Annotated in this window: 19 protein-coding genes and 1 tRNA gene; 12 read left to right on the top strand and 8 right to left on the bottom strand. The window is 52.4% G+C overall.

The features are described 5' to 3' along the window. The first annotated feature begins 51 nt into the window (after positions 1 to 51). On the top strand, positions 52 to 783 hold the full coding sequence (locus REIFOR_RS01970; RefSeq protein WP_158524267.1) for a PAS domain-containing protein: 732 nt from the start codon (positions 52 to 54) through the stop codon (positions 781 to 783). Positions 784 to 917: 134 nt separating this feature from the next. After that, positions 918 to 1,002 (top strand) — tRNA-Leu (locus tag REIFOR_RS01965). 514 nt (positions 1,003 to 1,516) lie between these two features. Here the strand turns inward: REIFOR_RS01965 and REIFOR_RS01960 are convergent. Next, entirely contained in the window at positions 1,517 to 3,055 is a 1,539-nt protein-coding gene (locus tag REIFOR_RS01960) for an ABC transporter permease (protein ID WP_158524266.1), read from the bottom strand. Positions 3,056 to 3,130: 75 nt separating this feature from the next. Then, positions 3,131 to 4,069, bottom strand: coding sequence for a sugar ABC transporter substrate-binding protein (locus REIFOR_RS01955; protein WP_100255963.1), 939 nt, complete (start codon positions 4,067 to 4,069; stop codon positions 3,131 to 3,133). 217 nt (positions 4,070 to 4,286) lie between these two features. On the opposite strand from REIFOR_RS01955, the gene REIFOR_RS01950 reads away from it, so the two are divergent. The 3 genes from REIFOR_RS01950 (at position 4,287) to REIFOR_RS01940 (ending at position 9,394) form a co-directional block, all read left to right on the top strand. Next, positions 4,287 to 5,060: an ATP-binding cassette domain-containing protein gene (locus tag REIFOR_RS01950; protein WP_100255962.1), complete on the top strand. Its 774-nt coding sequence runs from the start codon at positions 4,287 to 4,289 to the stop codon at positions 5,058 to 5,060. A 4-nt stretch (positions 5,061 to 5,064) separates the two neighbouring features. After that, positions 5,065 to 6,255, top strand: coding sequence for an ROK family transcriptional regulator (locus tag REIFOR_RS01945; protein WP_100255961.1), 1,191 nt, complete (start codon positions 5,065 to 5,067; stop codon positions 6,253 to 6,255). 211 nt (positions 6,256 to 6,466) lie between these two features. Next, the gene (locus REIFOR_RS01940) at positions 6,467 to 9,394 is read left to right on the top strand and encodes a GGDEF domain-containing protein (RefSeq protein ID WP_100255960.1); all 2,928 of its coding nucleotides are present in this window, start codon (positions 6,467 to 6,469) and stop codon (positions 9,392 to 9,394) included. Here REIFOR_RS01940 and REIFOR_RS01935 read toward each other — a convergent pair. Continuing rightward, on the bottom strand, positions 9,389 to 9,868 hold the full coding sequence (locus REIFOR_RS01935) for a helix-turn-helix domain-containing protein (RefSeq protein WP_100255959.1): 480 nt from the start codon (positions 9,866 to 9,868) through the stop codon (positions 9,389 to 9,391). The genes REIFOR_RS01940 and REIFOR_RS01935 overlap by 6 nt on opposite strands. Before the next feature lie 176 nt (positions 9,869 to 10,044). On the opposite strand from REIFOR_RS01935, the gene REIFOR_RS01930 reads away from it, so the two are divergent. Then, a complete protein-coding gene (locus tag REIFOR_RS01930) occupies positions 10,045 to 11,055 on the top strand; it encodes a nicotinate-nucleotide--dimethylbenzimidazole phosphoribosyltransferase (RefSeq protein WP_100255958.1) in 1,011 nt (336 codons plus the stop codon). Positions 11,056 to 11,104: 49 nt separating this feature from the next. On the opposite strand, the gene REIFOR_RS01925 is transcribed toward REIFOR_RS01930, so the two are convergent. Continuing rightward, positions 11,105 to 12,043: an LpxL/LpxP family acyltransferase gene (locus REIFOR_RS01925; RefSeq protein ID WP_405124670.1), complete on the bottom strand. Its 939-nt coding sequence runs from the start codon at positions 12,041 to 12,043 to the stop codon at positions 11,105 to 11,107. Positions 12,044 to 12,151: 108 nt separating this feature from the next. Here REIFOR_RS01925 and REIFOR_RS16830 point away from each other — a divergent pair, with 108 nt between their 5' ends. Then, positions 12,152 to 12,304 (top strand): hypothetical protein, encoded by a 153-nt coding sequence (locus REIFOR_RS16830; RefSeq protein WP_158524265.1) that lies wholly within the window; start codon positions 12,152 to 12,154, stop codon positions 12,302 to 12,304. On the opposite strand, the gene REIFOR_RS01920 is transcribed toward REIFOR_RS16830, so the two are convergent. After that, positions 12,301 to 12,684, bottom strand: coding sequence for a RidA family protein (locus REIFOR_RS01920; RefSeq protein ID WP_100255956.1), 384 nt, complete (start codon positions 12,682 to 12,684; stop codon positions 12,301 to 12,303). The genes REIFOR_RS16830 and REIFOR_RS01920 overlap by 4 nt on opposite strands. Before the next feature lie 185 nt (positions 12,685 to 12,869). On the opposite strand from REIFOR_RS01920, the gene speA reads away from it, so the two are divergent. Further along, complete coding sequence (gene speA / locus REIFOR_RS01915; RefSeq protein WP_100255955.1) at positions 12,870 to 14,774, top strand: biosynthetic arginine decarboxylase; 1,905 nt, start codon at positions 12,870 to 12,872, stop codon at positions 14,772 to 14,774. A gap of 73 nt (positions 14,775 to 14,847) precedes the next feature. Here speA and REIFOR_RS01910 read toward each other — a convergent pair whose 3' ends face one another. Together REIFOR_RS01910 and REIFOR_RS01905 are read right to left on the bottom strand one after the other, a co-directional pair. Beyond that, positions 14,848 to 15,741, bottom strand: a complete 894-nt coding sequence (locus REIFOR_RS01910) for an adenylate kinase family protein (RefSeq protein WP_100255954.1) — start codon at positions 15,739 to 15,741, stop codon at positions 14,848 to 14,850. A gap of 252 nt (positions 15,742 to 15,993) precedes the next feature. After that, positions 15,994 to 16,266: an HU family DNA-binding protein gene (locus REIFOR_RS01905; protein ID WP_100255953.1), complete on the bottom strand. Its 273-nt coding sequence runs from the start codon at positions 16,264 to 16,266 to the stop codon at positions 15,994 to 15,996. A gap of 271 nt (positions 16,267 to 16,537) precedes the next feature. On the opposite strand from REIFOR_RS01905, the gene REIFOR_RS01900 reads away from it, so the two are divergent. The 4 genes from REIFOR_RS01900 to phoR all read left to right on the top strand — a co-directional run bounded on the left by REIFOR_RS01900 (position 16,538) and on the right by phoR (position 20,108). Further along, complete coding sequence (locus tag REIFOR_RS01900) at positions 16,538 to 17,101, top strand: chorismate--pyruvate lyase family protein (RefSeq protein WP_227003736.1); 564 nt, start codon at positions 16,538 to 16,540, stop codon at positions 17,099 to 17,101. Beyond that, positions 17,055 to 17,918 carry a 4-hydroxybenzoate octaprenyltransferase gene (gene ubiA / locus REIFOR_RS01895; RefSeq protein ID WP_100255951.1) on the top strand — a complete coding sequence of 288 codons (864 nt, stop codon included), beginning with the start codon at positions 17,055 to 17,057 and terminating at the stop codon, positions 17,916 to 17,918. The genes REIFOR_RS01900 and ubiA overlap by 47 nt, the downstream gene beginning before the upstream one ends. A gap of 88 nt (positions 17,919 to 18,006) precedes the next feature. Beyond that, positions 18,007 to 18,714, top strand: a complete 708-nt coding sequence (gene phoB / locus REIFOR_RS01890) for a phosphate regulon transcriptional regulator PhoB (protein ID WP_100258666.1) — start codon at positions 18,007 to 18,009, stop codon at positions 18,712 to 18,714. After that, a complete protein-coding gene (gene phoR / locus REIFOR_RS01885; protein ID WP_100255950.1) occupies positions 18,711 to 20,108 on the top strand; it encodes a phosphate regulon sensor histidine kinase PhoR in 1,398 nt (465 codons plus the stop codon). The genes phoB and phoR overlap by 4 nt, the downstream gene beginning before the upstream one ends. Positions 20,109 to 20,149: 41 nt before the next feature. Here phoR and REIFOR_RS01880 read toward each other — a convergent pair whose 3' ends face one another. Beyond that, positions 20,150 to 20,947: a hypothetical protein gene (locus REIFOR_RS01880; protein ID WP_145980209.1), complete on the bottom strand. Its 798-nt coding sequence runs from the start codon at positions 20,945 to 20,947 to the stop codon at positions 20,150 to 20,152. Between the last annotated feature and the right edge of the window lie 238 nt (positions 20,948 to 21,185).

Genomic DNA, 21,185 nt, shown 5'->3' with positions numbered 1-21,185 from the left:
CCCTTGGGTTTCGGGGGGCACGTTTCTTTAGCCTTTATAGTGAAGCCGGTTATGCCTCAAACGCTCAAATCCCCCCTGCCAATCGCCAAACCGAGCCTGCCCTATAAGAGCCCGCTGCTAATGCTGGTGTCCGTCGGTTTTTGTGCGGGCCTGTTTCTAATGGCAAGCGTCTGGTTGTTCAACGCTAAGTTGGGCCTAGCCAGCAGCATATTGACCATGGTGATGGCGCTGATCAGCCTGGTCTTTTTACTGATTGCGCTCAGGGTGTACGCCCACATCACCCTGTTACTGGCGCAAAACGATCAAAAACACTTACAAAATGCCCTGATCCAGGCCAAGGATATGCTCGACACCAGCAAGCAACTGCGCGACGACCACATTATTCTTCAGTCCCTAGTGCAAAACCTGCCTTTTCCCGTTTGGCTTAAAGATCGGCTTGGACGATATCTGGTCGCCAACCATGCCTTTGTTCAGCAATGGGCTAATGGCCAAGAACCAAAGGGTAAGACCGATGCCGACCTACTCAATGCCCAATTGGTGAGCACCTTTGTGGCTGCCGATGAGGCGGCTCTGGCCACCGGCATGGCGCAGAAACTTGACCTGCGCTTGGACTTCAGCGGCCAAGCAGCAAAATGGGTACGCATCGAACGCTATCCATTACAGGGTGAAGATCAACAAGCCGTGGGGGTCTTGGGCTTCGCCATCGACATTTCACCCTTTAAGGCAGGCCTCAACGACAACTCCGCTGGGTTTAAGACGCCCCCTCACCCGGAGCAGCAGTAATGCGCGGCGGTGCCCTGTGGAGGCGAATAGGCCGCTCAAATAAGCCTGAGGTAAACGCGATAACAAGAAGAATATTCGTGCAAGCGCTTGATATGTAAGAAAAAACTAATTACTATGCGCTCACTTCGTTTTATGCGGACGTGGTGAAATTGGTATACACGCCAGATTTAGGTTCTGGTACCGCAAGGTGTGAGAGTTCGAGTCTCTCCGTCCGCACCATTCTAAGCCCTTAGGGCGCCTTTTCATGTTGCTATACAGACCTTTCCCCAGTTACTTCTACAACACTTCTGATAGATATGACTGCTGTACAACTGTATCTCGAGTTTTAAAACCCCATGACCCCCGCAAGCCATTTATAATTTGCCCAAAGACTGGGTCAACCAACAACGCTTGATGAGCGACTAAATTACGTTTAAGTAAACTGACGGCTAATGCCTGAGACTTCGCTAACCTGATATTGATGTAGCCGCACAACACTGGTTACGCTCGAGGCCATATCAAGCACCTGTTGCGCCAACTCGGCAGGATAAATTAGATCTAAACAATGATTATGTTCTTAGGGGGGAGTTGTATGCCAATAGATCAATATAGCTCAGCAGATGGCGCTAAATACCGTGATGGGCTGGTTGAGACGGATCTGGCGAGTCGAACCGTAAAGAGGCAGCGCATGCACTCCCTCTTTACTGCCCTTGCACAGTTATCATGCCTACAAGGGCTTAACCAGAACAGATAATCAGCCGTTGGCGCTATCTAACGCTCTGGCTCGTTCAAACATATAGGGCACTGTAGGCAGACCCGCCATTGCAAACGCGCCTAAAATCAGCAGTGGTGCGGCTGCGGCCATATCGGAAGCAATCAGTGCCAGTGCTGATACGACAAAAATACCGCCCATGGCAAAGGACAGGGTTTTGTGTAATTTAACCACCGTCACCACCGCACCGGCCACTAAAGCCAGCAGCGCAAGGCTTATCATCCAGGTGCCTGAAATAATGGTGTGTAGATTGTGCACACCAACTTCATCTAACAACCTTACATAGTGGTAGGACACCATATTGGCCCCAGCTTGCTGCATGGCGACCATCGAATTGTGCTCATGTAGACTAATCAGCGAGCTAATCAACGCAGACAATGGTGTCAGGGCTGCGAACAGAGCCAACACGATCGCCACCACACCCAACATCTGTTGTACCTTAACAGCGGATTTTGACTGCCGGACAATGTCGATACCCACAGCAACTAAAATAATAAGGCCGGTTACCACCATCTGCCAGAAGGTTTCAAGCTGAGCCAAGGTCAGGCCATTGTTAATGAGCTTAATAAGCACCACGCCCATAAAGGTACCAATCACGGTGCCTCGCCCACCAAACAGTGACGTGCCGCCAATGACGACCGCGGCGATGGCATTTAGCTCCCACATTTGCCCATAATCTGACTTGGCGTAAGGTGCGCGACCGAGAAACAACAATGCACCGAAGGCTGCGCCCATAGAACAGAGGACATAGGTGTATAACGTATACAATCGGGTGTTGATGCCCGCTTGCCGAGAGCCTTGTTCATTACTGCCGATAGCATAGATGTATCGCCCCAATCTCATATTGGAAACGACTACAGCTAGCAGAATAAAAAATACGATGAAGATGATCATGCTCATCTGAAATGTGCGAAAGAAGCCCATCCAATTGGCATCCACAAACCCGCCAAGCGACTCCATTAGGCCCGAAAGCTCACCAGCTTGAAACTGTTCGCGCAATCCGGCAAACGGGTTGTATCGACCAAACAGGTCAAAAGTAGCTGGTAATTTTGGTGTTGCCTGAGCGCCTGTAGACAGGTGAGCACTGCCTCGCCAGACCGAAAGTCCTGCTAGGGTGACGATAAATGCCGGCATGCCTAAATAGGCGATTAATGAGCCATGTATTGCTCCAATCAAGCCACCTAAAGCCAAGCCGCAAAAAATTGCTATACCGGGTGGCAGTCCCCAGTAACTGGCTATATAACCTGTTACCGCAGCAACCATACCCATTACTGCGCCAACGGATAGATCGATTCCAGCGGCCAATATCACTAATGTCATGCCACCCGCCACGACGCCAATTGCTGCAGAGTTATTGAGAATGGTCATGATATTTGTAGGGTGAAAAAATGGTTTTCCAGACGTTACCATTTCAATCGCAATGGATAAAATCAATATAGCTAATAGAGCCCCAGACCATTCTTTGCGAAAGAAAGAAACTAGGTGGGTTATTGCTTTATCTTGTAAACTCAACACGTTCATCTCTTCTCCAATTATAAAAGAGCCCAGCATCGCCGGGCTCTATTATCATGCTACATAAACTAAGTTTATTATGATTTACTTAATACCAACCAGGTCTTTGTAAGCTTGAGCAGTCGTAGGTGTTACCAAGAAGAAACCAGTATCGATACGGGCAGATACTGTTTTTCCGTTTGATGCATCAACAGCCGCTTTAATGCCTTGATAACCCATTTGATACAACATCTGCGCTGTATCGGCATGTACCCAACCAGCTTCCATTGCTTCAACGGCATCGGTTGCGCCATCAAAACCAACCAGCAACACGTCACCAGCAGACAAGCCTAGGTTTTCCATTGCAGCTTTAGCGCCCATAGTGCCGCCATCCCATGCGTTTGCGACCATCTTAATATCGTTACGCGCATTGAGAATAGCTTCAACGCCTTCTTGAGCTTGGGCAGAGTTCCATTCAGTCGGTACTTCTAAAATTTCACTGTTTGGACGCGCTGTTTTGAATGCTTCGGTGAAGCCATTACGGCGCTCTTGACCCGTGCTTTGAGCTTGGTTACCCGTTACATAAACAATAGCATCGCCATCATTTACTAACGTAGCGGCATAAGCGCCTTGAACCTTGGCAACAGCATAGTTATCGGTGGCAACGAATGACGTTACAGCCGCGCCGTTTACACCCGTGTCGATGGCCACAACAGCCACACCAGCGTCCATGGCATCTTTTACTGCAGGCGCAATGCCTGAGGAATCAACAGGTGCAATGGCAATGGCTTTAATGCCTTGAGCCAACAGGTTTTCAAACACTTCTAGCTGACTAGACAGGTCACCCTGGAAAGTAGGTCCTACTGTTATAAGGTCAACGCCTGCCTCTTTCGCTGCATCAGCCGCGCCCTGGTTAATCATCATCCAACCAGAGTTAGTCGCTGACTTGGTAATATAACCAATAGACTCTGCATAGACTGCGCCAGACAACAAAGCGCTTGCGGCGATTGCGCCAATTAATTTATTCATTTTCATGCTCATCATCGATACTCCGATATGTTTTTATTTTCGTCCTGTGGCGCCAACTACAAAATATAATTTGCTGAACAGGTATTTGCGGCATTTAGATGGCCTGACAGAATCATTGCTCATTTGTATCACCCCTGTCAATTATTAAATCAATTTTACTTAATAATTGACAGGGGTGCCTTTCGTCGGCATTCTCAGCTCAACAGAAACATTTAGCCCATTGGAGGCAGATATGACCCATCCCGTTTTAGAGATTAGCGGCCTTACCAAACACTATGGCGGCGTGCATGCCCTCAACGATGCTGATTTTATCTTAGCGCCCGGCGAGCATGTGGCCATCGTAGGTGATAATGGTGCCGGAAAATCCACTTTTGTGCGTAACCTTACCGGTGTTGAACGGCGTACCCGCGGCAGCGTAAAATTCTACGGTGAAGAAGTTGACTTTGCTTCACCCTTAGAAGCGCGTGATGCAGGCATCGAAACGGTCTACCAAAATCTGGCACTGGCTGACGAATTGGATGTACCAACCAATATATTTTTAGGCCGAGAACTCACCAAGTTCGACTTTGGTCCATTTAGCTGGATGGACAAAAAGGCTATGTTGGCGGAGTCTCAAGAGCTATTACAAAAAACAGGTGTTAAGATTCCTGATCTTAGCCAATCTTTAAGAGGCATGTCTGGCGGACAGCGCCAATGTGTCGCAATTAGCCGCGCAGCGGGATGGGGCGATAAGCTCATCATTATGGATGAACCCACTGCCGCCTTAGGTATTCAAGAATCGACCCGCGTGGAAAACATCATTCGTGGCTTGAAAGAGAAGGGCACACCCCTGATTCTGATTAGCCACAATTTACGCCAAGTATTTAATTTAGTTGACCGAATTATTGTTTTTCGCCAAGGGCGAATTGTTGGCGATAAATTGACCGCTGAAACAGATGGCAATGAAATTGTATCCATGATCACGGGTGTTGATCAGGTTGTTCACAAAGACGCGAGTTACATATAACACTATGAATTTGGAAAACCCCCAATTGCGCAATGCTGGCACGAATCAGACCGGCATGCGCCAATATAATGAGCGGCGCATTCTGGCCATTATTCGTGAAACCCGGGGGATAACCAAAGCCGACATTGCCAAAGCAACCAACCTCACGCCACAAACAGCCACGATAATAATCAATCGGCTGGAAGAACAAGATTTATTACTGGCAGGAGAAAAGCGTCGCGGTGGCAAAGGCCAACCCTCTACGCCTTATCGGCTCAATCCAGATGGTGCGTTAAGCATAGGCATCAAAATTGGTCGCAGTTCGTTGGAAGTATTATTGGTTGGCTTTACCGGAGAGGTGCGCTCACGTTTATCTTACAATTATGCTTTTCCAGAGCCCAAGGAAGTTTTTTACCATATTAAACGGAGCTTGGATCATATACTTGGCAGCCTCACCGCTGAACAACATACAAAGGTTCTTGGCATTGGCGTGGCGGCGCCCTATTCGATGGATGGCTGGGCGGGAGAGCTTAAAGGCCCGATAGAAGCGCGCAAATCGTGGGCCAACATCAATATTCGCGCAGAGATTGCGGCACTCACTACGATTCCAACCACACTCACCAATGACGCTACCGCAGCTTGCATTGCCGAGCTAACCTTTGGCAACCCGCATAAGTGGCAGAGCTTTTTATATTTTTATGTCGGTACATTTATCGGTGGTGGCTTGGTCTTAAATAACCAAATATACGCAGGGCATAACACCAATGCTGGCGCTATGGGTTCCATACCCCTGAGCAGCAGTAAACAGCTCATCGCAGACGCCTCCCTGTATCACCTAGACCAGGAACTCAGCCAGCTAGGACTGGCCAAGATCTTTCTTGAGGGCGCCAGTGAAATAAACCCAGAAACATGGCTGGTTTATACCCGCTGGGCAGACAAAGCGGCTTTGGCCATTGCCTATGCAATCGCCTCTGGCTGTGCCTTTGTTGATCCAGAAGGTGTGATTATCGATGGCCGCATCCCGGCAAAAGCCACCACTTACCTGGTCGACGCAATTCGCCATGCTTGCCATACTGACAATTGGGAAGGGCTGTCTAAACCCACCATAATATGCGGAAACATTGGTTTTGATGCACGAGCCTTGGGTGGCGCGTTACTACCTATATACTCCACCTTTGCACCAGACAGTGATGCTTATTTAAAAGCCACTAGTTAAAAGCCACACAGTCACAATATATTTATAAATACGTTTATTTGAATTCTGCTTTTGTTGGGTTCTACCCCATCCACTACGACAACCCAGCTCGCTATGCCCTTTGATTTAGGTTCATTCCAGGCTGGCAGCCCAACCCACTCAGCGTTCCAACATTGACAGGCTTGCCCCCCTTAACTAGTTTTAAACTCATCATCTGCTGCATTGACTCTACATGATGTCTGGTTTCTTTCAGAATTCGACCCAACCGGTCACCCTCTTCTTGGAAAACCCGGCCCTAGCTAAGGGCCAAAGCGCAACCGATCCCTACGATTTAAAGATCAGCCTCGACTCCAGTGCACAGCATCTGCCCTTTGAACCCTTTGTGTCCATTATCCGGTTTGCGCTGCAACAGGCCGACGCCGATATGGAGCAGGTGCTTGAACTGCCCAACCTTTTTACGGTATTGAAACCGGTGCTACGCAGCTTTGTCCTCGATCAGGAACCGGCGCAGCGTGAACCCCTGAATACCGATGAGCTCTCCTACGAGCAGATCGAGGTGCAAAAAGCCTTGGCCTACCTGCTCGAGCACTGCTTCGCTCGGCCGGTCACCATTGCGGTCACCCACGCCCAATACCTATCGCCCTCCGCGCTGAAATTATTACAACAAGAAGACTATCGATTTACCGCCAAGATCCACCTCCATCTGTATTTGTCGACCATGGCCTTTACACATTTAAAAAACATCCAAGGTTTTGTACAGCAGATTAAGCGCCGCCATATAACGGTGCCTGACAAGGCTGGCGGCTCTATTAAGAGCCGCCAGCATTACCATGTAGAACTCCAGAGCGCTCAGATGTGGCGGCATCTAGAGTTCGCGCAAGCACTATACTGCCCCGATGAAATTTTGACCTTGGCCGATCGCATCCAGGCTGAGCCACATCTGGTACTCGAAGACAAGGCGGCTATTCTCAGTGCTAGAATGTTTGCCTGGATTCTGACCAATGATCCCGAACGCTGCCATATCCATATGCAGGAGTTGCAACAAATCAATTTGGAGGCCTTAGCGGTGCCGTCCGGTCTCGCGACTCTGTCGGCCATCTGTGTCGGATATCTGTGCTTGCAGGACTTCCCAGCTGCCACCAAGGCCGCTCACAACCTCAGGTTCTATGCGCACCAGCAGCACCAGGCACAGCAGCAGCTGCTCGCCGAGTTTTATATTTTTCTCAGTGTCTGCATGGACGGCCAACTCGACCTGGACGCCGAACGGCTAGAGCAGTTGGAACGGGCGCTGAGCCAGCAGGGCTGGCCTAATTTGGCGGCCTTCGTGAAATGCTCTCTGTGGTTCAATGAGGTCTTGCTGGCGGAGCAGCCGGAGCGGTTGATCAGCCTGTGTTTGGCGGCCGTTCGGGACTTTAAACAGCTACACAACCTGATTGGCCAGTCCACGGCGCATCATCATATCTGTATCGTGCTTGGCTCCAACGGCAGGCCGAAGGAGGCCGTGTCGCATATCCAAAAGGCGCTAAACCTCACCAAGCAATGCGGCCTATCAGTGCGCATCCACAATACGCTCAACGGCCTGTCCTTCTTGCTTAACGGTTTGGGACAAAGCGGTCCCGCGCGCAAGGCCATCGAGGCGGCCTATCCCTTGGTTTTGGCCGATGGTAATTTCGATCAAATTTGTACCACCCTCTACAATTTGGCACTAACCGCCTTCTATGCCGATCATCTGCAGAGCACCATCTCACTATTAGACGATATATTTTTGATAATGGAATATCGCAATATGAGTGGCATTCGGTTCTTAAACAAGGAGGAGATGTTGGCCCTGCAGGCCATAGCGGCCTACCTAGATGGCGACCGACGACTGCCCTTGGCCATTCATCAGCAGCTGCGCCAAACCCAAACGCGATCGCATGAGGGAGAAGCCTTTATTCGCTGTATCGGCCTGATCACACAAGATTTGGACGTCGATCAGGCCGAAGATCTGTTTGCCACCCTGTCCGACCGACTTGGCAGGTTGGGTAAAAATATGCATTTGGAACTCTTACCCGTGCGCCTGCTGGTGGTTTATCTGCGTGATCTCAATGAACCGGGCCGGGCCAAAGCCTGGGCTCGTATTGGGATAAAACAATGCCGTGCCAACCATCTGCACAGCCGAGTAGGTTGGTTTAGAGAGGGCCGCCGACAACCCTTGATGCAGACCACCGTTGACGCCCGCCAGGCGATCAATCTGGCGCAGCGTCAGCTAGGCATCGATGCCCTAAAGCTGGAAAATGGTTTATTGCATACCCTGGTGGCCTTTAGCGATTCGGCCATACGCAGCTCAACGTTGGAGGAGCTACTGGACGCCTTTCTGCAAAATTTGCAGAATTTCATCACCGTTCACAGCTCGACGATACAACTGACCCTCAGTGACGGGCAAGAGTTGAACCGGAAAATCACCAAGGGTAACGTCCTGGACCAGCGCATTGGCCTAGAGGTTTTACAGTATCCCCTGCAGTTTATCGGTGGCACTGGTCAGTTACGCTTGAGTTTTTTTAACGACCTGGCCAGCTATTCTCAAGATGCACGCGCCATTATGCAAAAAATTTGTGAGCGCCTATCGCGTTCGGTCGAGTATATACTCGATCGCTTGGATTCCCATCGTCTGGCCTATCACGATGCGCTCACCGGTGTGTACAACCGCATCGCCTTTAGCGAAGATATACAGCGCCTACTGACGCCCGGGAGTGTCAGCACACTGTGCCTAGCCTTTATCGATTTGGATAACTTTAAGTCGGTCAATGACACCCACGGCCATTGGGTCGGGGATGAATATCTGAAGGCCTTTTGCGCGGATTTGACGGCTCGGATCCGCTCAGCAGATCACCTCTATCGTTTGGGCGGGGATGAATTTTTGGTGTGTTTTCAAGACCTCCATCTGGGCGAGACCGAAGCCATTTTATATCGCTTTATCGACACTTTTTTTCAACCCGAGGCATTGCAGAAGATCGGCGTTAACCCTGACCTGGGCTTGGGCTGTTCGGTCGGCCTGGTGGAGTACCACCCCGAGGCAACGCGGCAACTGAGCGAAGAACAACTGATGCAGAAGGTGGACAGCCTGATGTATCAGGCCAAACGCTCGCGCGATCGGTGCATTGCCAGCCAAACCCTATAGAGGCTCGGTCGCCTGTATCGAGGCCAGCGCATGCACGGCGAATTGCCGTGCACCGGGTTCATCTAGATAACCATCGGTTTTTTTGTGGGCGCGTAAAAACTGGTAAATCGAAACCAGCAAGGTTAAGCCTTGCGTCTCGTCGAGTTCGCGGGCATCGGCACTTAGAAGCTGCTGGGCGATCTGGTTGGCGACCATCAAGGCTGCCTCATCTACGACCTCCGCTTGGCGATATTGATAGCCACAGCCGGTGGCTAACCATTCCAGGCTGACATTAACCCGACGCGCGATCAGATCGGCGCGTGACAGGCTTGGTTCAGTCCCATTGAGATATTTACGAATCAAACTCTCGCTCAGGCCCACCTTGCGGGCAAAGGCTGACACCGAACTTTCCGCTACCAGGATCCGCAGCCGCGCCGCAAAGGTTGCACTCGGGTCCGACTTTTCTTCTTTTGACAAATGTGAGTGCAGCGTCATGGATGCAAGCTATCTAGTAGGAGAGAGGCTCATATTATGAACAGTTTTTTAGGCCGCGGTCAACTTGGGGCTTGCTGTCAATCTGCATGAGATGAGCTAAAGCGCTGCGTGGCACAATCAAGAAATCCACGCGGTCATTGCTCTGCTAAACTTAAATATCTTTTAGGAAGCCGCTCATGCCCTTGTCTTTTACCATTGTGCCGGTTCGCTCAGACGCCGGCGATCGCTTAGAGGCGCAGATTGATGCGTTGGGTCTGCCGCCCTTTTCACTCGGACTCTTGGAGGGTGTTGTGCGCAAACTGGCCAGCATTCAACAGACCCAGGACATTGAATTACAGCAGCTGCGACATCTGGTCTTTTGTGCCGACCACGGCGTATATGACCGCTCACATCAATCCAACATCAGTCGGCTGTCGTCTACCGACCAGGTTCAGCGGATATTGACTGGACGGGCGCCAGTGGCCGTCGCATGCCTTCAATATCAGATTGAGCTGTCGGTGATAGATTGTGGTTTAAACGGTGCTGAAATCGACCCTCAGCCGCGGCTTTATAGCCAAAAAATTGCTGCCGGTACCCGAGATATTTCGATGTTGCCGGCCATGACGACGGCACAAATGCATCAGGCGGTCACACTGGGCAGCGAGCATGCGGCGCTTAAGATGGCGGAAGGGGCCCGGGTGTTGTCCTTCGGCGCGTTGGGACAGGGCAACACCACCAGTGCTGCAGCGCTCTGCGTTGCGCTGTTGGACTTGCCACCGGAGGTTGCCGTGACCAACCGAAGTCGCCTCGAGCCGATCTTATTCCGCGATAAGGTCGATGTCCTGACCCAGGCGCTGGCCTTACATCGCCAGGACCTGAGCGATGCTTGGTCCACCGTTCGCCATCTGGGCGGCTTTGAAATAGCCGCGATAATGGGCGCTATGGCGATGACGGCGGAACTGGGTGGGATGTTCTTGGTTGACGGTTTTGCCTGTTCTACAGCCCTGCTGGCCCTGCATCGCCTCTACCCGCAGATCATCGACTATGCCCAATTCAGCCATCAGTCATCCCATATTGCTCAGCACGCCATTATGAAACATTTGGGTCAACGGCCCTTGCTGAGCCTTAATCTGGCCCTGGGTGAGGGCACGGGTTCGGTTTTGGCTTGGCCATTGGTGCTTTCTGCGGTTAACTGCTTAAAGGCGTAAGCGATAGGCTATCCAGACGCTCTGGCCCTGTAGGACGATATCGGGTTACTCATTGATAGACCGAGGGTTCGCCCTCTGGGCGGGTCTTGAAGCGCTTGTGCAGCCACAAATATTGTTCGGGATGTTCACGAATTCGGCGCTCCAACCAGGCGTTAATGGTCCGAGCATCGGCGACCTCATCACCGCTGGGAATGGCCAACGGCGCCTCAATGGTGACCACAAAGCCGCGCCCGTCGGCGCGACGATAGGCGCTGATGGGCAACACCAGGGCATTACCCGCCTGAGCCAGCTTGCTGGTCATGGTAATGGTCGCTGTCGGTACGCCAAAAAACGGCACAAAGACCGAGGCCTTCGGGCCATAGTCTTGGTCCGGTGCATACCAGACCGTGCCCCCCCCTTTAAGTGTGCGCAACAGGCCCTTCATGTCTTTGCGCGCAATGGTACCGGTGCTGTAGCGCTCACGAGCTCGGGTCATAAAGTAATTAAACAGTGGGTTGTCGTCTTTACGATAGACCAAAGAATACTCGAAATGCTCAATAAACAGCGAGCCGGCGATATCGAGCGGACCAAAGTGCCCACCGAGTAAGATCACCCCCCGGCCCGTCGCGCGCGCTTGATCTAGATGTTCCAAGCCATCGAGTTGCAAAGCCATACGCGGTTTGGGTCGACACCAGGCCTGGGCCGTCTCAAAAAAATTTAGGATGTTTGCATAAAACACCTCGCGTACCAGGCGCTGCTGGGCAGGTGCATCGAGTTCAGGAAAACAGAGGCGAATGTTGGTGTGCGCAACCTTGCGTCGACTCGCGACCAAGCGATAGAGCAGCGCCGCCAAGGCGCGGCTGATCACTAGGCGCAGGCCCACCGGCAGCCAAGCCATCAGATATAGTCCAGCGATGCCTAGCCAGGTAGGCCAAAAGGCTGGCGCCCAAAAATCTCGAAACCGGTAGTATTCGGTGACCCGTGAATCCTTTTGGTTCTTTCGCTTAATTGGCCTGTTGCGGGCTTGACGCATGCACTAATAACTCATTAAATACCCTAGGCTTCGCAGTATGCCGTGCGCATCCGGCGACGGCAATTTTAAAGCCTAAGGGCCAATATGAAAAAAGCACTCCCCAAATTTCTGACCCGTCGGGTTGCGGCCCATCTAACCATCGCAACACTGCAGCAATGGCTGATAAAGGTGCAGGGTTGGCAAGATGCGCGCGCGGCGCTGAAGGCCCGAAAGTCGACCCTTAGCGATGACCGTTAACTGAGCACCAAAACGCCGTCAATCTCAATCGCTACGCCCTTGGGCAGCGCAGATACCTGAACGGCGGCGCGAGCCGGGTATGGCTGGGTAAAGTAGGTCGCCATTATTTCATTAACCAGGGCAAAATGACCCAGATCAATCAGAAAGATATTCACCTTCACCAGTTCGTTCATCGAACCGCCCGCCGCTTGGCAAACTGCACTGAGGTTTTTAAACACCTGGTGGATTTGCGCCGCCATCGCGTCGTCGAGCACGGTCATCGAGACGGGGTCGAGCGGAATTTGACCCGACAGATAGACCGTTTGGCCAACTTTGACCGCCTGTGAGTAGGTACCAATGGCGGCCGGGGCCGAGTCAGTATTTATAAATTCTCTAGTCATTTTGGGTCTCCTGTAAAAAAAGCTATTCTTCCGGATATATTTTCATAGACTATCGGTCATTGTATTGGACCCTGCGTGGCCCCATTAACCCGTCTTAATTTGGGCAATGACAATAGACTTACCGCATTTGGGGCTTTGTGCCAGCGTCATGACTGGTTGATTCATACGAAATTTAGAGGTTTACCATGAGCTGGACTGTAAAAGATGCGATCGAACTCTACAACATTAATCGCTGGTCTGAGGGGTATTTTTCGGTAAATGAAGCCGGAGACACCATCGTCAATGTCGCCAACAATATATCTCTAAAAGAGATCGTCTTGGCGGCTCGGAGTAACGGCTTACAGTTACCGCTATTGGTGCGTTTCCCACACATCCTGCATGATCGTGTGGCGCAAATTACCACGGCCTTTGCTAATGCCATTGCCAATGAGCATTATCAGAATGAATATCAGCCGCTCTACCCGATCAAGGTCAACCAGCAACGTCGCGTAGTCGAAGAGATCATCAACGGCCAACGCCTGGCGGGCACCTCACAGATTGGTCTGGAAGCCGGGAGCAAACCGGAACTGATGGCAGTGCTGGCCGAGGCCTCTAAGGGCCCGACCACCATTGTCTGCAACGGCTATAAAGATGAGGAATATATTCGTCTCGCCCTATCGGCCGAAAAACTCGGCCATCATGTCTATCTGGTAGTGGAAAAATCGTCGGAAGTGGACTGGATCCTCGACATTTCCGAGGAGATGAAGGTCCTGCCAAGGATGGGTGTGCGCGCACGCCTGGCCAGTACCGGCAAGGGTAAGTGGCAGAACACCGGGGGTGAGAAGTCGAAGTTTGGCCTCACCGCCTCGGAAATCATTGCGGTCACCGAACGATTGCGGGCGGCCAACAAACTCGGCTGTTTTCAACTGCTGCATTTCCACCTCGGCTCTCAGATTGCCAATATTCGCGATATCCAGATTGCCTTGCGCGAATGTTCACGCTTCTATGTTGAATTGCGCCATTTGGACGTGCCGATTGGCATTGTCGATGTCGGCGGTGGCCTAGGTGTTGACTACGAGGGCACCCGCTCGCGCGAGTCGTGCTCGATGAACTATTCCACTCAAGAATACGCCAACAATGTGGTCTATGCCTTTCGCCAGGCCTGTGAAGTGGCTGAGCTGCCCCATCCAAAGATTTTTAGCGAATCCGGTCGTGCCGTCACCGCACACCATGCGGTGCTGATTGCCGATGTCGCCGAAGAAGAGACGCCGGATGTCACCGTGCCCGACAAACCCTTGGACGATGCCCCTAATATCCTCAAGGAACTGTGGTATTGCTACCAATGCACCCTGGTCCACGAGCGCCCCTATGCCGAGCTCTATCACGATGCCTGTTCGTTTCTCAACGACGTCCACGATGCTTATAACAATGCCACTTTAACGTTAGTCCAACGCGCCCACGCCGAAGAGATTACCCGTTCGATCAACAACATTATCCGCTTGCAACTCAACCCGGCAAAACGGGCCCATCGGGATATGGTCGACGACTTAAATGAGAAGATGGCGACCAAGCTGTTCGTTAACTTCTCGATGTTCCAGTCCTTACCGGACGTGTGGGGGATCGATCAGATCTTTCCCATCCTGCCCTTAACCGGCCTGGATCGAGAACCGTCTGTGCGCGGCATCGTGCAGGATATTACCTGCGATTCCGATGGCAAGATCGACTTTTATGTCGATGGCGAAGGGGTCGAGTCGACTCTGCCGCTACCCAATTGGCAACCCGATGAGCGGCCCTGGTTGGGATTCTTTATGGTGGGTGCTTACCAGGAAATTCTCGGCGATCTGCACAATCTGTTCGGCGATACCAACAGTCTTGATGCCGTTTTTGCGGAAAATGGCGAGCTACTGCTGCAAAATACCCGCAAAGGCGATTCCATTGAGCAGGTGCTGAATTCGGTTGGCTACAGTCGGGAAATGATGGTCAGTGCCTACCAGTCCCAACTGCAGGCGAGCACCATGAGTTTAACCGAACAGCAACACTTCGTTGATCAGTACCGCAAAGGGCTGAATCAGGTGACCTACCTCGAGCCGCGTCAAAAGGCAGCGCAGTAGCCTTAATGGGGTGGTCCCGACGGGACCATCCCGAACAGGCTGTGCCTAAGCCCGACGGCCTAGGTACCTGGCATCACTCTTTACTGTTACTCAGCAAGTCGTTTAGTACCACTCGCGGCACGCCCAGTGCACGTAACACGCTGCCCACAACCGCCTTAATCGAGGCTTCCAGATTGAATTTTGCACCCTGCTCGGTGACATCGAAGACCGGTTGATGGGCATCGATCAGGGCAATGCGATCGGACCCCAGCTTGGTTTTCATGAAATCCACGCTGGGCTGAACATTTTCGATATAAAACTGAAAACGTTTGTGCAGCGATTCGTTGTCGTCATCTTCACGCCCACGAGCCTGGGCTCGGGCCATCATTTCCTGGCGACTGATGCTTAAATGCAACACCTTCAAGACCGGAATATTCATCGAGTTCAAGAACGCCAACAGGTGTTCAGCGGCACGCTCAGTACGCGGGTAGCCGTCCAATATAAAGGACTCTTCTCGAGTCGAGCGAGCCTGCTCGATATGGGCCGCGACAAAATTCTCCGTCCAACGGTTAGGCACCAGTAAACCGTTCATGGTACAGAACTCTAACCATTGTAACTGGGAGGTAAAGCGGTCCATGTCGGGCTTGGCGAAGTACTTCTCGAGCGCCGCCTGGTAAGACAAGACCTTCTTGGTCAGGCTGGCGGTGCTGTCGACACAGTCAAAGATATTGGTCTTGTCGCTCAGGTCGTATTTGGTCGCCAACAATTCGGCAAAGGACGGATCTTCCTTGGCACCTCGAAAGGTACTGCGGAGAATTTCACCCATCGACAGGTGGGCTTCCGGGCGAATCGATAGGGTACGACACAAGGCACTGGCAACCTCGCCCTTACCGCAACTGGACGGTCCGGTCAGGATGATAACGCCAGGCTCGCGCACTCGAACCTTGTCGACATGCACCAAAGACGTCATTTGACTCTGCATTTCCATATTCCCCTCATTATCGAGCTATTGGCCACCCCATCGGGCAGTCTCTTTTGATGGCGCTGAACCGCCTTGGGCAAAACAGGCGCGATCTTCGCGATCTTTTAGTCCAAGTGCAAGCCTGATTCGCATTGCCGACGAAATTTAGCACAAGGCGGATAACAAGCCCAAAGCAGAGTATTGATAAGCCAAGACGAAATAAATAGTGGCCCATAAAAAAGGAGCCCCGGGGCTCCTTGATTTATTAATCTATACCGCTCAATTAACCGAATCTTTGAGCGCTTTACCCGCTTTGAAAGCGACGGTGTTGCTGGCAGGAATCTCGATCTCTTGCCCGGTCTGAGGATTTTTACCCTTACGTTTGGCACGTGAACGCGCTTCAAACGTGCCAAAACCCACTAGGGTTACGGATTCTTTCCTAGCAACAGTCTGGGTAATTTGATCCAGTAAAACGTTTAACACCTCACCGGCTTTATCTTTGGTTAGGTCTGCACGCTCGGCAATCACCGCTGCTAAATCAGGTTTTCTCATAGCCACTTCCTTTATTTCGTTTTTGTTATTAATCGTTTACCAACCAACTGCCCGTCCTCAAAGTAGTAGTGGCGGTACGGCTCGATTTTAAGATGACTCTAGACTACCCATCTTAGGGGGGTATTGCCAAGCCTTTGACAGCAAAAACCTGTCCATTTGACCTTAAATCGTCTCATTTTGACTCTAAATAGCGGTTGAATACCGATTTGCGGTGGTGGCGGGACCCTCTGCCGAGGTAAACTGCGACCCCCACCGTCGATAAATAGAAGCCGTGATAGACCCTGCGTTCGATACCAATTTTGACCCTGATACGTGCAATTATGATTGGCAAGGTCTTGCGACGGTGGAATCTAACCTGCCGAATGAACTCCGCTATTGGCTAACCTTGCCCACCAGCCTGACTCAGGCTCTGAAGCGGCGCGCTGATGACTTTTCAGTCGAGGTGCTCGAGCAACGTCAGATCAACCTGGCACTGCCGATCGATGGCTTTCACGATCAACAGGCGCCTTGCCCGATGTTTTCTCGCAAGGTGCTATTAAAGCAGGGGGATACGCCGTGGGTCGCAGCGCACACCCTGATTCCCTTGAGCAGTCTGGCAGGCGGGCTGAATCAGTTAACTCAGTTGGCCAACAAACCCTTGGGTGAGCTGCTCTTTGCCACCCCGGGTATGCGCAAGGATCATCTCCAGGTCTGCACTACGGGTCTGGGTTGGGGCCGCCGGGCGCGTTACCACTTGCATCACCAACCGTTATTGGTGAGTGAATTTTTTTTACCAGAATTGATACTCTATGAACACAAACGTCTTACATTACTACATCAAACTCACTCGACTTGACCGACCCATCGGCATTTACCTGCTGCTCTGGCCGACTCTAAGCGCGCTCTGGCTGGCCGCAGAAGGCTTTCCGGGTCTGCCCGTGGTGCTGATCTTCACCCTAGGAGTGGTGCTGATGCGCTCCGCCGGCTGCGTAATCAATGACTTGGCCGATCGTAAAATCGATGGCCAAGTTAAGCGCACCGTCGCGCGCCCCTTGGTCTCCGGACTGGTGGCCCCAGGGGCCGCCCTGTGGCTGTTTTTCGGCTTACTGGTGCTGTCCTTTGGCCTGGTACTCTTTACCAATGCGCGTACCGTTGGCATGTCGGTCGTGGCACTGCTACTCGCATCGACCTACCCCTTTATGAAGCGCCACACCTATCTGCCCCAGGTTGTCCTAGGGGCGGCCTTTGCCTGGGCCATTCCGATGGCCTATACCGCCTTAGCGGTGCCGCTGTCCGATGTCGCCTGGCTGCTGTTCAGCGCCACAGTTTTGTGGACCGTCGCCTACGACACCCTCTATGCCATGGTTGACCGCGACGACGATCTGAAGATTGGCATGCGTTCCACCGCGATCCTATTTGGCGATGCCGATCGCCTTATGGTTGGACTGATTCAGGCTCTAACCTGGGTTACCTGGTTGATTATTGGCTTTAAGGCCAATTTGGGACTCTTTTGGTGGATTGGCTTGACGATCAGCGCGGGGCTATTTGGCTACCAACAGTGGTTAATACGTACTCGCGAGCGCAGTGCCTGCTTTGCTGCCTTTTTGAACAACCACTGGATCGGCATGGTATTATTTGTCGGGTTGGCGCTAAATTACCTAGTCGATATTTGACAACAATAGGTCGGGTGTCACATTTATGTCATCAAAGCTTCGTTAAATGTTCAAATTACCACTCAACAAAGCAAACGAGGCAAGCTGTATGTCGACCCGAACGATCCTAATTGTTGATGATGAGGCCGCCATTCGAGAGGTGCTGGTCACCGCCCTTGAAATGGCCGGCTACCGTACGATCGAAGCGGCCAATGCCCAAGACGCGCACAGTCTGGTCGTCGACCAGAAACCCGATCTGATTTTACTTGACTGGATGATGCCTCAGGTCAGCGGTGTCGAACTGGCTCGACGCCTCAAGCGTGACCCCTTGACCGCTGAGATTCCCATTATTATGCTCACCGCCAAGGGCGAAGAAGACCACAAGATCTCTGGCCTGGAAGCCGGTGCGGACGATTACATCACCAAACCCTTCTCCCCGCGTGAGCTGGTGGCGCGGTTAAAAGCGGTACTGCGGCGCTCGACGCCAGCGGGCATCGAGGCGCCCATTGAGGTCAATGGCCTCAAACTGGACCCCAACTCTCATCGGGTTACCACCTTGGATGCTGAGCTGACCATGGGGCCAACCGAGTTCCGTCTATTGCAGTATTTTATGAGTCATGCCGAGCGTGCCTATACCCGCGGGCAACTGCTCGACCAGGTCTGGGGCGGCAATGTGTATGTCGATGAACGCACGGTAGATGTGCATATTCGCCGTTTGCGCAAAGCCTTAGGTGACGAACACAAACTATTAATCCAAACTGTGCGCGGAACCGGTTACCGGTTTTCAACCAAGGTGAATGAAACGGACAATACATGATTCGAGATTTACGACGCAGCCATTACCGCCAACTCACCCTATCTCTGCTCGGGGCCGCCATAGTGGGGGCTTTTTTTGGCTACCCGTGGGTCTTTCTCGCCGTCTCAGCGATCGGCTATCTGATCTGGATCTCCTATCAACAGCACCGCTTGATCGCCTGGCTCATCTCCGGGGCGCGCAAAACACCACCAGAAGCCGTTGGTCTATGGGGGGTTATTTTTGACCATCTATACCGGGTGCAGCGCGATCATCGCAAGCAAGTCGGTAATTATCGCGAGGTGGTGCAGCGGATGCGCTCTTCGACCGAGGCGCTGGCCGACGGCATCATGCTGTTGGATGACAATGGCCATATTCAATGGTGGAACAGCGCCGCCCGGGATCTGTTAAACCTGCGTAAGGAAGACAGCGGCCAAATGCTGATCAACCTGCTGCGGGAACCGAAATTCATCAAGTTCTACCGCAAGAATTTGCATCGCGAACCGATTACACTAGATAATCCCGCCCGCCTAAATTGTCATATCCAGGTCATGATGACAGTCTTTGGTAAAGGCGAGCGCTTGATAGTGCTGCGCGATGTCACGCGTTTGCAGCAACTGGAATTGATGCGCCAGGACTTTGTCGCCAATGCGTCCCATGAGCTCAAAACACCGCTAACGGTCTTTAAGGGACACTTAGAAAATATCCTCAGCTTTGCCGACAACCTGAGTCCGCCGGTCACCAAGGCCCTGCGCAGCATGAGTAAGCAAACCCAACGGATGAATAACCTGGTCACCGATCTACTGATGTTGACCCGGCTCGATGCCGCCACCAGCAGCACCGAGGGCCAGGCCATCGACGTGGCGGCCATGCTGGCGCAGATCCAGAGCGATGCCCTGGAGCTGTCTGGGGAAAATGCCCACCTGATTAGCGTTGACTGCCAGTCGACTTGCCAACTCCTCGGCAGCCCCGGGGAAATACGCTCCGCGCTCAATAATCTGGTGTTTAATGCGGTCCACTACAGTCCCGCTGGCAGCCAGATCGACATCTGCTGGAAAAAGACAGCCAGGGGCGCTGTGTTGAGTGTGGCGGACCAGGGGCGAGGCATTGAGCAACATCACATTCCCCGCCTAACCGAGCGTTTCTATCGTGTCGACAGCGGTCGTTCGAGCGACACCGGGGGCACCGGTTTGGGCTTGGCGATCGTCAAACACGCCCTACAACATCACGATGCCCGACTCGATATCAGCAGCCGAAGCAACCGCGGCTCAGTGTTCAGCTGTATCTTTCCTGAAGAACGGCTGATCGACCCCACGGCAGAGGAACCGGATGACAGCGTTGCACCGGACGCTAACGAGGCAGAGATCTCGACTGGGGACCACAGCGTGGCATTGCTCGATCCAACCCAGGCCAGCTAAACAAGCTATGTTAGGTCAGTGAGCTGGCTCGCGCCGTGTCATCAGGTCTTGGCGTAGGGCTTAGCAACCAACTGCCAACGCTGCGGATCGGGCAGCACCTCAAGCAGTTCCACGTGCCGATAGCGCAAATCCTTTGCCACCAAGTCTCGTAAAGCCTGCTTAATCCCCGGCGGCGTATTGATTGATGTATAGATCTGGCTGATGGCACTTTCTGGCAGGTGGATGTCCGCCGGATTGCCATAGGCCACGCGCCATTCATCGCGACCTTGGTTTTCAGCATGGTCGCAAAAGAAACCCGGCAGGGGATTATCGGCGTTGACCGTAAAGCGGTGCTCAGCGCCATAGCCAACCTTACGCAGCAGCACTGGCGTGCCAGGGGTCGGCGAAAACATCGCATTGGTACTATTCAGTGCCAAACAAATACCCGATTGATCGGCCGCTAGGCTTGACCATCCGAAATGACTCAAGGCGCTGCTAAACAGCCGCAAGTAACCAATTTTTTCCAGTCTGCGTCTGCTGTAGGCCAAGTCGGTCGGTTTACGGTTGGCTAGGGCCCGTGCCTGGATAGTGTCGGCTAACCGATCGCCCTGGGCTTGGAAGGCTTCTAACGAGAGGATCTGACGAACATTGTCGGGCAGTTGGAGGTATTCCCGGACCATTTCGGCCTGGAACTCCTCGACGCTGACCGCCTGAGTGCGGTGGTCTTGCCATTGGTCGAGATCGATATAGGGCGCGAGCACACTCAGATCGACTTGCAGAGGCAAGAGCGCATTCTTCAGCACCCCCAACAGGGATACATCGCCATACAGGAACAACACCGTCTGGTCAGTTGACTTCACACCTAACATCGCTACAACCTAGGTTATTAGTTGGAAAACAGGGCTCAGTTCAACCCACCAAACAGATTAGCTGAGCCAACTGTTCATTACCCGCCTTGAGCAAGAATTCTGCCGCAAACGCCCGACGCTTTGTAAGAGATCACCTACAAATACTGTGCGCATAACGGAGTTTCTTATACACCACGGCTTATAGTAGCGCCAAAAGCCTTTAAAATGAAGGGATCGCCCGCACGCACTA

It is taken from the genome of Reinekea forsetii, from assembly GCF_002795845.1.
Classification (GTDB): domain Bacteria; phylum Pseudomonadota; class Gammaproteobacteria; order Pseudomonadales; family Natronospirillaceae; genus Reinekea; species Reinekea forsetii.
This window is presented reverse-complemented; position numbering and strand designations above follow the sequence as displayed.

Coding starts and splice junctions, on each gene's coding strand:
- ubiA (WP_100255951.1), top strand. CDS start 17,055: ATGAACACAAACGTCTTACATTACTACATCAAACTCACTCGACTTGAC.
- REIFOR_RS01940 (WP_100255960.1), top strand. CDS start 6,467: ATGATGTCTGGTTTCTTTCAGAATTCGACCCAACCGGTCACCCTCTTC.
- REIFOR_RS01930 (WP_100255958.1), top strand. CDS start 10,045: ATGCCCTTGTCTTTTACCATTGTGCCGGTTCGCTCAGACGCCGGCGAT.
- REIFOR_RS01970 (WP_158524267.1), top strand. CDS start 52: ATGCCTCAAACGCTCAAATCCCCCCTGCCAATCGCCAAACCGAGCCTG.
- REIFOR_RS01945 (WP_100255961.1), top strand. CDS start 5,065: ATGAATTTGGAAAACCCCCAATTGCGCAATGCTGGCACGAATCAGACC.
- speA (WP_100255955.1), top strand. CDS start 12,870: ATGAGCTGGACTGTAAAAGATGCGATCGAACTCTACAACATTAATCGC.
- REIFOR_RS01905 (WP_100255953.1), bottom strand. CDS start 16,266: ATGAGAAAACCTGATTTAGCAGCGGTGATTGCCGAGCGTGCAGACCTA.
- REIFOR_RS01910 (WP_100255954.1), bottom strand. CDS start 15,741: ATGGAAATGCAGAGTCAAATGACGTCTTTGGTGCATGTCGACAAGGTT.
- phoB (WP_100258666.1), top strand. CDS start 18,007: ATGTCGACCCGAACGATCCTAATTGTTGATGATGAGGCCGCCATTCGA.
- REIFOR_RS01950 (WP_100255962.1), top strand. CDS start 4,287: ATGACCCATCCCGTTTTAGAGATTAGCGGCCTTACCAAACACTATGGC.
- REIFOR_RS01920 (WP_100255956.1), bottom strand. CDS start 12,684: ATGACTAGAGAATTTATAAATACTGACTCGGCCCCGGCCGCCATTGGT.
- phoR (WP_100255950.1), top strand. CDS start 18,711: ATGATTCGAGATTTACGACGCAGCCATTACCGCCAACTCACCCTATCT.
- REIFOR_RS16830 (WP_158524265.1), top strand. CDS start 12,152: ATGAAAAAAGCACTCCCCAAATTTCTGACCCGTCGGGTTGCGGCCCAT.
- REIFOR_RS01960 (WP_158524266.1), bottom strand. CDS start 3,055: ATGAACGTGTTGAGTTTACAAGATAAAGCAATAACCCACCTAGTTTCT.
- REIFOR_RS01935 (WP_100255959.1), bottom strand. CDS start 9,868: ATGACGCTGCACTCACATTTGTCAAAAGAAGAAAAGTCGGACCCGAGT.
- REIFOR_RS01955 (WP_100255963.1), bottom strand. CDS start 4,069: ATGATGAGCATGAAAATGAATAAATTAATTGGCGCAATCGCCGCAAGC.